This window comes from Propionicimonas sp., assembly GCF_047606205.1.
Classification (GTDB): domain Bacteria; phylum Actinomycetota; class Actinomycetes; order Propionibacteriales; family Propionibacteriaceae; genus Propionicimonas.
This window is the reverse complement of the sequence record NZ_JASGES010000241.1, coordinates 1-7941: the sequence shown is the minus strand read 5'-3', so window position 1 is coordinate 7941 and position 7941 is coordinate 1. Positions and strand designations below refer to the sequence as shown.

The window sequence follows — 7941 nt, the reverse complement described above, 5'->3', positions numbered from 1 at the left end:
ACAGCGGACCGGAAGAGGAACCGTCCCCACGTGGTCCGTGTCGCACAGCGGACCGGAAGAGGAACCGTCCCCACGTGGTCCGTGTCGCACAGCGGACCGGAAGAGGAACCGTCCCCACGTGGTCCGTGTCCGGTGGGTCAGCCGCCCAGCAGTTCGCGGAAGTCGGTGACCTCGAAGTCGTCGTCGGCCTTGGCCGGGGTGCCCGCCCGCACGATCCGCGCGAACTCCTGGGCCGCCTTCGCGATCCTGCGCTCGAGCTTGCCGCCCTCGGTGCCCCAGTCCTTGGTAGCCGCGAAAACGGGATTGGGCGCGGCGACGGCTTTCAGGTAGAAGAACAGCGGCAGCATCGCGTGGTCGATCACCAGCGAGTGGCGCGCCGAGCCTCCGGTCGCGGCCAGGAGGACCGGGCGTCCCTTCATCACGCCCTCGTCGAGCGCATCGAAGAACAGCTTGAACAGGCCCGAGTAGGAGCCGTTGAACACCGGGGTGACCGCGATCACGCCGTCGGCCCCGCACACCGCGTCGAACGCTTCCCGCAGCCTCGCGCTCGGCACCCGCGTGGCCAGGTGGTTGGCGAGGTCGGTGGCCAGCGTCCGCAGCTCGATGTGCGTCACCTGCCCGAGCGATCCGGACGCGGCGAGCGCGGCAACGCTGGCCTCCCCCAGCCGCTCGCCGAGGAGCCGGCTGGAGGACGGAATGCTGGTGCCGGCCGTGATCACGACGATGCTGGTCATCGGGTCGCCTCCGCCGGGTCGGCGGCACTTCGCTCCGCCTGCTCCTCGGGCACCGCGCGGGCGGAGTCCGTTGGCTCCGCAGCAACCGCTCCGGAGCCCGGCACGGCGAGGGCCGCGGCCAGCGCGGCGTCCCGCTCGGCGACCAGGCTCGCGTGCGTCGGTGCGTCCGGGACGTGCGCGGGACGGCCCTCCGCGTAGCCGGCCCTCAGATCGGGCAGGATCTCGCCGAGCAGGTCAAGCTGCTCCAGCACGGTCTTCAGCGGGAGACCGGCGTGGTCGACCAGGAACAGCTGACGCTGGTAGTGCCCGACCTCGCGGGTGAACGACAGCGTCCGCTCGAGCACCTGCTGCGGGGAACCGACCGTCAGCGGGGTCTCTGCCATGAACTCCTCCAGGCTCGGTCCGTAGCCGTAGACCGGTGCCACGTCGAAGTACGGACGGAACTCGTTGATCGCGTCCTGGCTGTTCCTCCGCATGAAGAACTGCCCGCCCAGGCCGACGATCGCGGTGTCGGCCGGCCCATGGCCGTGGAACTCGAAGCGGCGGCGGTAGAGATTCACCATCCGCTTGGTGTGCGCCATGTTCCAGAAGATGTTGTTGTGGAAGAAGCCGTCTCCGTAGTAGGCGGCCTGCTCCGCGATCTCCGGGCTGCGGATCGAGCCGTGCCACACGAACGGCGGCACGTCGTCGAGCGGACGCGGGGCGAGCGTGAAGCCCTGCAGCGGCGTCCGGAACTTCCCCTCCCAGTTCACGACGTCCTCGCGCCAGAGCCTGCGCAGCAACGCGTAGTTCTCGATCGCCAGGCCGATGCCGTCGCGGATGTCCTTGCCGAACCACGGATAGACCGGCCCGGTGTTGCCGCGTCCCATCATCAGGTCGACCCTGCCGTCGGCCAGGTGCTGCAGCACCGAGTAGTCCTCGGCGATCTTCACCGGATCGTTGGTGGTGATCAGGGTGGTCGCGGTGGACAGGATGATCCGGTCGGTCTGCGCGGCGATGTAGCCCAGCAGCGTGGTCGGCGAGGACGGGTGGAACGGCGGGTTGTGGTGCTCGCCGGTCGCGAACACGTCCAGGCCGATCTCCTCGGCCTTCTTCGCGATCGTCACCGCGGCCCGGATCCGCTCGTGCTCGGGCGGCGTGCGTCCGGTGGTCGGGTCGGGGGTGACGTCGCCGACACTGAAGAGGCCGATCTGCATGGTGTGCTCCAGATGATTGCGTGTTCAACTATCCCCGGTAACCCGTTGCCTACGCAGACTATTCCGCGGTGGCGATCCGCCAGAATGGGGACATGGACTCGCTGGAGGCATGGATCAGCACCGTCGACCTGATCACGATCGCCATCGTGATCGCCACCGCCGTGATCGGCCGGTTCCTGCTGGTCCGACTGGTCCGGGGGCTCACCAATCGGACGCTGGCCCGGGCGAAGCTGCGCAGGGAGCGTCCGGAGAACCGCGCCGAGCGAATCCTGGCGACAGTCACCCTGGCGAACGAGGAGCGGTTCCAGCAACGAACCGCCACGCTCGGCTCCCTGATCAGCAATCTGATCAGCGTGGCGATCTGGATCATCGCGGTACTCACCGTCCTGGCCGTCCTCGACGTCCCGCTGGCCCCGTTGCTGACCTCGGCCGGTGTCGGCGGAGTGGCCCTCGCCTTCGGCGCACAGAGCCTGGTCAAGGACTTCCTCTCCGGCATCTTCATGATCATGGAGGATCAGTACGGGGTCGGCGACCTGGTCGACACCGGAGATGTGACCGGCACCGTGGAAGAGGTCGGGCTGCGCGTGACCCGGCTGCGGGACGGCTCGGGGACGGTCTGGTACGTCCGCAACGGCGAGATCCTGCGGATCGGCAACCAGAGCCAGGGCTGGTCGACCGCGATCGTGGACGTGCCCGTCGCCTATGACGAGGATCCCGCCAAGGTGATCGCGATCCTCGACGAGGTCGCCGCGGAGATGGAGTCGGACGCCACGTACTCCGACGTCCTTCTCGACAAGCCGGCCGTCGCGGGAGTCAACGCCGTGACCACCACCGCCATGACGATCCGGATGACGGCGAAGACCGCCCCGAACCAGCAGTGGGGCGTCCAGCGCTCCCTGCTCGAACGCTCCCTGAAGGCACTTGCGAAGGCCGGCGTCCGCAGCCCCGCGTCGACGCTGGGCGTGGTCGAGCCATAGGCGGCCACGGATCGGGATCGGCCGCCGAACTTGTCGCATCAGGCGCGGTCGGTCGCGTCCCTTATGACTCGACCGCCGAACTTGTCGCATGGCGCCCCTCGTGGGGCCCTTCAAGCAACAACTTCGGCGGGCGAGCAGTCACACAGACGGTGAGAGTCACCCGAAGCTGCAAGTTCGGCGGTCGACCGCCTCACAGACCCAGCGCCCTGGCGACCCGGTCGATCACGACCTGGGGCGTCAACATGATCTCTCTTGCCAGCCAGCGGACGACCCGGAAGCCCAGGTCGCGCAGGATCTGCTCGCGCTCCTTCTCCAGCACATACGCGGACCCCTCGGCGTACTTCATGGCACCGTCGCACTCACCCACGAGGTTTGCCTCCTCCCAGAAGCAGTCGGGATAGAACAAGCCGGAGGCGGTCCTGATCTCTGCCTGGTAGCGCGGCCGCGGAAGCCCCGCGAGTTCAATGTGGCCAGCCGACAGCGACTCCGCCACTGATTCGCGGCTCGGATCGGTGAGGGCGACAGCCGGTGCCAGCCGACTCGCCCGAACGGTCCGGGTGGCCTGGCTCAGGGCCTCGATGGCTGCAGCGGCCAGCCGTGGGTTCGCGTAGTCACGCCGACGCGGCGCGAGCACCATCGACTGGCAGACCAGCCGAGCTGCGCTGTCGAACAGCACCAGCGCCTCGGGAAGCGGCCGGCCGACGGCCAGATCCACAGCCGTTCGGGCAGGGGTCGTGACCCGGTAGCCGGCGTCGTCACGGCTCACCTGTACCGGCTGCAGCCCGGCGACCCTGTGGATGGCCTCCCGAGTCCGCGAGCTGTGCCCCGGCGCCGGCAAGGTGACAGCGACCGGCTGGACGTGCCACGGCTCGAAACCAGGCGTCGGGAGCCCCCAGCACACCGCCGCCGACTGGTGACTCAGGACGGCATCGGGGTTCACCACCTGCTCCGCGTGGGCCCGGACGAGATGCTGCGCGGCCGAGTCGGATGGCCAGGCTGCGGCCGAAAGGTAGACGCCCTGTCGAACCGCAACCAGGCGCGCCCGGTGGAGCTGAGATCGGATCATCCCGTCGGTGATCCCCATGGCGAGCAGGATCGCGCGGCTGACCGGCTGGGTGGGTAAGGCCCAGGGTGGGCGGGGTGCATCGACCTAGCATGGGAGACGCGCCGCTCGCACCGGAAGGGGGGTCAGGCGCAATTGTGGATAACCCCTGCGATTCCTACTCGTTGACGGCCGGCGCCTTCGCCAGCGTCCGGGTGGAACCGACGGACGCGACGATCACACATGCCATCGCGATGATCTCGACCACGCTGAGCTGCTCACCGAGGATCAGCAGCGCTGCCAGGGCGGCCGCAGCCGGCTCCAGGCTCATCAGGATGCCGAACACGGACGCCGGGATGCTGCGACGCGCCACCATCTCCAGGCCGTAGGGGATCACCGAACTGAGCACGCCGACCAGGACGGCGAGCAGCGCGACCTGCGGCTGCCACAGGCTCGTTCCCCCGGTGACCAGGCCCGGGACGAGGAACACCAGCGCGCCGACGAGACTGCCGACGCTGACCCCGGTGACGCCCTCCCAGGCCGCTCCGGTGGGGCCGGACAGCACGATGTAGGCCGCCCACGCCGCGCCGGCGAGCAGGGCGAAACCGATGCCGATCCAGTCCACAGTGCTGGGAAACACCCCGAGCAGAACCACGCCGACCGCGGCGAGCGCCACCCAGACCAGGTCGCGGGCCCGGCGGGAGCCGACCAGCGCGACGGCCAGCGGGCCGAGGAACTCGATGGTCACGGCCAGCCCGATCGGGATCCGGGAGAACGACATGTAGATCGACCAGTTCATGGTCGCCAGCGCGACGCCGTAGCCGATCACGACCCGCCATTCCGGCCACGTCCGTCCCCGCAGCCGGGGACGGGCGAACACCCAGAAGATCAGCGCCGCGGCGGCCATCCGCAGCCACGCCACCGCGGTGGGGGCGGTCAGCGTGAACAGCGACTTGGCGAACGCCGCGCCGAACTGGACCGACACGATCGCCCCCAGCACCAGCCAGACCGGGTTCAACCAGCGGGGAAGCCCTTTCGCCGGCGCGTCCGCGGGCCCGCTCACCGCGCCACCCGATGGCTCAGGACGGCCCGCCCGGTGTCGTCCGGGAGAGCGCCGCCCGGGGGAGGAACGCGGTGGGTCGGTCCCGACGCCCCCGCGGCGTCCTCCGGGCGGACGCAACCCCAGGGGGCGAACGCCCTGGAGCGATTCATGCGAGCGCCGCGCACCGGGCCTGCGCGGGGCAGCCGAGGACATGGTCGTTGAAGAGTCCGACCGCCTGGGCGAAGGCGTAGACGATGGTCGGCCCGCAGAACCGGAAGCCGGCCTTCTTCAGTTGCTTGGCCAGCGCATCGGTGCGCGGGTCGGTGGCCGGCACCCCGGACAGGTCGATCGGGCCGCGCTGCACGGCGCGTCCGTCCACCGCGCCCCAGACGAACGCGCTGAAGCCGCCCGGGTGCCCGGCCTCGATCCGCTGCCAGGCCTGGGCGTTGCCGATCGCCGCCTCGATCTTGCCGCGGTGCCGGACGATGCCCGCATCCCCGAGCAGGCGGACGACGTCCGGCTCGCCCCACCCCGCGAGCAGCTCCGGGTCGAAGCCGGCGAAGGCTGCCCGGAAGTTCTCCCGCTTGCGCAGGATCGTGTACCAGCTCAGCCCGGCCTGGAAGCCGTCCAGGACCAGCTTCTCGTACAGGGCACGGGAGTCCCGCTCCGGAACTCCCCACTCCTCGTCGTGGTAGGCGACGTAGAGCGGATCGGTCCCGCACCACCCGCAGCGCTCGCCCATCCGCCGACTCCCTTCCGCCGGCTCATGCTAGTGGGAGCCGCTGACGCGAGCCCGCGAGGCCCAGATCACTCGAGGGCGACCCGCAGTCGCCCCTCGTCGTCGAGGGTGAGGACGTAGCTGTAGGAGCCGGGTGCGAGCTGCTTCTCGCCCACGTCGTCGGTGGGTTGGGACACCGTGGCCTTCTCATCGACCCTCACCTGCACCCACGCGTAGGCGTAGACCGGACGTCCGGCGTCCGCGTAGTCGGAGGAGTCTCCCGCCGCCACCGGCCCGTACTCGACGCGGGTGCCGTTCGGGAACCGCACCTCCACCGACGCGAAGTCGACCGGCGACGCGTTGCGCACCCGCACCTCGATCGTGTCCGCCGCCGCAGGTCCGAGGCGCGCGAGGACGGCGCCGTCCGCCCGAGCAGGACGAGCAGGTCGCCATCGCGCTCAGCGCGTACCGTGCCGGCCAGCGCGCCGGTGAAGCGCTGCTGCTGGTCGGGCTCGCAGGCCTTGGCGTTCGAGGCCCAGCCGGTGATGGCGAGGGCGCCGCCGTCCAGCGTGTACCGGCCGCTGCCCGTGTTGCACGGATCGGTGCCCTCGACGAGCCCGTCCCGGGGCGAGAAGACCAGCGTCGGCACCCTCCCGTCGACGGCGACCACCTCGCGGCCGCCGAGCTCCCGGGCGTACCAGCGACCCCCGGTGAGCTGATCGGGTGCGGTCACCGGCGTCACCAGCGCGGACGCGGTACCGGTGGCGGACGCCGACGGCGAGCCGGAGGGAGCCGAGGTCGGTTCGGGAGTGCCCGACCCGATGGCGGGCACGAGCTGCATCACCACGGTGCTGTCGGCGTCCACCAGCTCGAGAACGTCCTCGGCCACGGTGCCGTGAGCAGCCACGATGCGGACCGCACGGGTCGCGTCGATCGCTTCGGCGAAGCGCTCCTGCTGGGCGGTGGCGCAGCCGATCGCCGTGTGCGGGCCCCAACCGGAGAAGAGCAGGCTGGACCCGTCGAGCACATAGCTGCCCTGCCTGCTGTTGCACGGGTCCGCGGCCACGACGATCTGGTCATCGGTGAAGCGCAACGAGGGCACCCCGCGGGAACTCGCGACGACGGCCCGGCCCCCGATCTGGATCGCCTGCCACGACGTGCCGGCCAGGTCGGGTGCCGCCGTCGTGGAGCTCGTGCCCGGCGAACCCACCGGCACCGCGGGTAGCGCCTCCGGAGTCCGGGCGAGCCAGGCGGCGGCGCCGATGCCGGCGACCAGGGTCAGGGCCGCCACCGCTGCGAGCCACCGCGGAGCTCGTCCCCGCACCGGTATCGGAGCGCCGGACGCGCCGCGCGCGATCACCTCGTCGATGTCGACCCGCCCCAGCCCCGGCTCGCGCGCCACCGCCTGGCGCAGGCCTGCCCGGAACCTCTCCTCGATCTCGCTCATCGTTGCTGTCCTTCCGTACGCGAGCGCAGCAGGGCTGTCGCCCGATGGACGTGGGAGCGGGCGGTGGCCTCACGGCAGCCGAGCGCGGCAGCGATCTCGGCGAAGCTGAGATCGCTGTAGAAGCGCAGCACGACCGCCGTCCGCTGCACCGGGGTGAGCGTGCCGCACAGGCGCCACACCTCGTCCGCGTCGTCGACCGCTCCGGTCGGGTCGCCGGCGACCGGTGCGGAGCGCAGCTGCTCGGGCTCGGCGACCGGTAGCGAGCGGGGGCGCCGACGGATCACCCCGAGGCAGGCGTTCACCACACTGCGGTAGGCGTAGGCCTCGAACTCCTCCCCGGAGGGCAACCTCGACCACCGGCCGTACAGGCCCGCCAGGGCGTCCTGGACTGCGTCCCTGGCGTCCTCGCGATGCCGGGTGACCAGCCAGGCGATCTCCAGCAGCCGGTCGCCACGCTGCTCGACGAAGGCGGTGAACTCCGCGTCCACCGACGTCACGGTCGCCGTATCCGAGGCTCTGCCTGCTCCCACACCCTGTACAAGTCGCGAGTGCCCGGCTTCGTTGCGGCACTGCGCACGGCGGGAGGATTCAGGGCCGGCCGACAGCGGCCGGTGCGGAGTCGACCAACCGCCTCTGCCCGGCTCGGTCGACGCGGCGTGGGCGTCGGTGCCGACGGTGAACATCGGCGAGGTCACCCGGTGGTCGCGGCACGCACCGAGATCGTGAGGGCAGTCGGGCGTCCCCGCCTGCCCACCTCGACTCCACGGCGGCCGCCTGCTCCTGTT

General features: G+C 70.9%; 8 protein-coding genes. 1 reads left to right on the top strand and 7 read right to left on the bottom strand.

The features are described from left to right. Window positions 1-137: 137 nt before the first annotated feature. The gene (locus QM633_RS15075; protein ID WP_415154588.1) at window positions 138-734 is read right to left on the bottom strand and encodes a CE1759 family FMN reductase; all 597 of its coding nucleotides are present in this window, start codon (window positions 732-734) and stop codon (window positions 138-140) included. Next, complete coding sequence (locus QM633_RS15070; protein ID WP_415154587.1) at window positions 731-1930, bottom strand: LLM class flavin-dependent oxidoreductase; 1200 nt, start codon at window positions 1928-1930, stop codon at window positions 731-733. The genes QM633_RS15075 and QM633_RS15070 overlap by 4 nt, the downstream gene beginning before the upstream one ends. Before the next feature lie 92 nt (window positions 1931-2022). Between QM633_RS15070 and QM633_RS15065 the strand changes: the two genes are divergently transcribed. Beyond that, the gene (locus QM633_RS15065) at window positions 2023-2907 is read left to right on the top strand and encodes a mechanosensitive ion channel family protein (protein WP_415154586.1); all 885 of its coding nucleotides are present in this window, start codon (window positions 2023-2025) and stop codon (window positions 2905-2907) included. Window positions 2908-3097: 190 nt separating this feature from the next. On the opposite strand, the gene QM633_RS15060 is transcribed toward QM633_RS15065, so the two are convergent. The 5 genes from QM633_RS15060 to QM633_RS15040 all read right to left on the bottom strand — a co-directional run bounded on the left by QM633_RS15060 (window position 3098) and on the right by QM633_RS15040 (window position 7653). Further along, complete coding sequence (locus QM633_RS15060; protein ID WP_415154585.1) at window positions 3098-3673, bottom strand: DUF559 domain-containing protein; 576 nt, start codon at window positions 3671-3673, stop codon at window positions 3098-3100. A 454-nt stretch (window positions 3674-4127) separates the two neighbouring features. Continuing rightward, on the bottom strand, window positions 4128-5012 hold the full coding sequence (locus QM633_RS15055) for an EamA family transporter (protein WP_415154584.1): 885 nt from the start codon (window positions 5010-5012) through the stop codon (window positions 4128-4130). A gap of 145 nt (window positions 5013-5157) precedes the next feature. Beyond that, on the bottom strand, window positions 5158-5733 hold the full coding sequence (locus QM633_RS15050) for a DNA-3-methyladenine glycosylase I (protein ID WP_415154583.1): 576 nt from the start codon (window positions 5731-5733) through the stop codon (window positions 5158-5160). 193 nt (window positions 5734-5926) lie between these two features. After that, complete coding sequence (locus QM633_RS15045) at window positions 5927-7156, bottom strand: META domain-containing protein (protein WP_415154582.1); 1230 nt, start codon at window positions 7154-7156, stop codon at window positions 5927-5929. Next, window positions 7153-7653: an RNA polymerase sigma factor gene (locus tag QM633_RS15040; RefSeq protein ID WP_415154581.1), complete on the bottom strand. Its 501-nt coding sequence runs from the start codon at window positions 7651-7653 to the stop codon at window positions 7153-7155. Before QM633_RS15040 ends, QM633_RS15045 begins: the two co-directional genes overlap by 4 nt. Window positions 7654-7941 lie beyond the last annotated feature (288 nt).

What these genes read in the sequence shown, in the direction of transcription:
- QM633_RS15075 (WP_415154588.1), bottom strand. Translation starts at nt 734, where the DNA reads ATGACCAGCATCGTCGTGATCACGGCCGGCACCAGCATTCCGTCCTCC.
- QM633_RS15070 (WP_415154587.1), bottom strand. Translation starts at nt 1,930, where the DNA reads ATGCAGATCGGCCTCTTCAGTGTCGGCGACGTCACCCCCGACCCGACC.
- QM633_RS15065 (WP_415154586.1), top strand. Translation starts at nt 2,023, where the DNA reads ATGGACTCGCTGGAGGCATGGATCAGCACCGTCGACCTGATCACGATC.
- QM633_RS15050 (WP_415154583.1), bottom strand. Translation starts at nt 5,733, where the DNA reads ATGGGCGAGCGCTGCGGGTGGTGCGGGACCGATCCGCTCTACGTCGCC.
- QM633_RS15045 (WP_415154582.1), bottom strand. Translation starts at nt 7,156, where the DNA reads ATGAGCGAGATCGAGGAGAGGTTCCGGGCAGGCCTGCGCCAGGCGGTG.